Genomic DNA, 505 nt, shown 5'->3' with positions numbered 1-505 from the left:
CAGATAGAATTTAGATTATGGCCTCAATCTATCCAGAGCATAAACTAAATACAAAGCAGTTGGGAGGATATGCCAGAGAAGGGAAAAGATGAGGTTAAAAGAGACGTAAGAAGCCGTCAAAAGCTTTCTGTTATGAGACGCGATACAATGGAAACGACCCTATCCATCAACCAATATTTTTTCACCCCAAAAGAGAAGAAAGAAAAAGAAAAAGAGAGCCCTTTATTTGGGGCGTTGGATGCGGCTGTCAAGGTTTTTTCAAAAAATACTATCCAGCTGCAAGCGGATGGAGATTTTTTGAAAAACCCGCAGGGCTTGATCTTGACAGACGCAAGGCGTGGAGCATGTGCGGCGCCCCTACCTTTGCTTTGTTTTTATTTTTTGGGCTGAAAAAATCAAACCGGAGTAGTTACAGACATCTGCAGATACACTTTTAGACACGATATGCTTTTTGCAAAAAAGTAGAGACACTTATAGCAGACAAGAAAATGGAAGCATTAATGAC

1 protein-coding gene is annotated in these 505 nt (G+C 40.6%); it reads left to right on the top strand.

What is annotated here, in order from left to right; all coding sequences use genetic code 11:
• Positions 1 to 69 precede the first annotated feature (69 nt).
• Positions 70 to 390 (top strand): hypothetical protein, encoded by a 321-nt coding sequence (locus C6366_RS20890; protein WP_107740644.1) that lies wholly within the window; start codon positions 70 to 72, stop codon positions 388 to 390.
• Positions 391 to 505 lie beyond the last annotated feature (115 nt).

This window comes from Desulfonatronum sp. SC1, from assembly GCF_003046795.1.
Taxonomy (GTDB): domain Bacteria; phylum Desulfobacterota; class Desulfovibrionia; order Desulfovibrionales; family Desulfonatronaceae; genus Desulfonatronum.
Note: the sequence above shows the minus strand (reverse complement) of the source record. Positions and strands in the feature narration are given on the sequence as shown.

Bases quoted from the DNA above. Each gene is read 5' to 3' on its own strand.
- C6366_RS20890 (WP_107740644.1), top strand. From the start codon at position 70: ATGCCAGAGAAGGGAAAAGATGAGGTTAAAAGAGACGTAAGAAGCCGT.